This is a genomic window from Adlercreutzia sp. DFI.6.23 (genome assembly GCF_024462535.1).
GTDB lineage: Bacteria > Actinomycetota > Coriobacteriia > Coriobacteriales > Eggerthellaceae > Adlercreutzia > Adlercreutzia rubneri.
Map to the genome: position 1 here is coordinate 1 of NZ_JANGBP010000799.1, position 288 is coordinate 288.

Here is a 288-nt window from a genome sequence, read left to right on the forward strand (position 1 = left end):
AGTGGAGATTGTCCTTCCGGCGCTATCTGTGCAGCATGCTGTTGCGGACTACTTAGCAGTGCTAGACGAAAAGATCGAGCTCAACTCTCGGATAAATGACCATGTACTCGAAATGGCACTCTCTGAATACAAGGAGCTGTCACGGCAAAGTAGCAGCAAACGCACATTGCAGGACTGCACTTCTCTGCTGTGTCGCGGGGGTGCGCCCTAGTATTGCGAAAAAGGAAAATTCCACGCACTGAATCAACGTTGTATTCGCAACCATAAGATTGATGATGCGAACGCCAG

General features: G+C 49.7%; 1 protein-coding gene. It reads left to right on the top strand.

Going from position 1 to position 288, the window contains the following annotated elements; all coding sequences use genetic code 11:
• Positions 1-211 (top strand): hypothetical protein (locus NE591_RS15525; protein ID WP_256157134.1); only part of this gene is annotated, 211 nt, incomplete at its 5' end.
• Between the last annotated feature and the right edge of the window lie 77 nt (positions 212-288).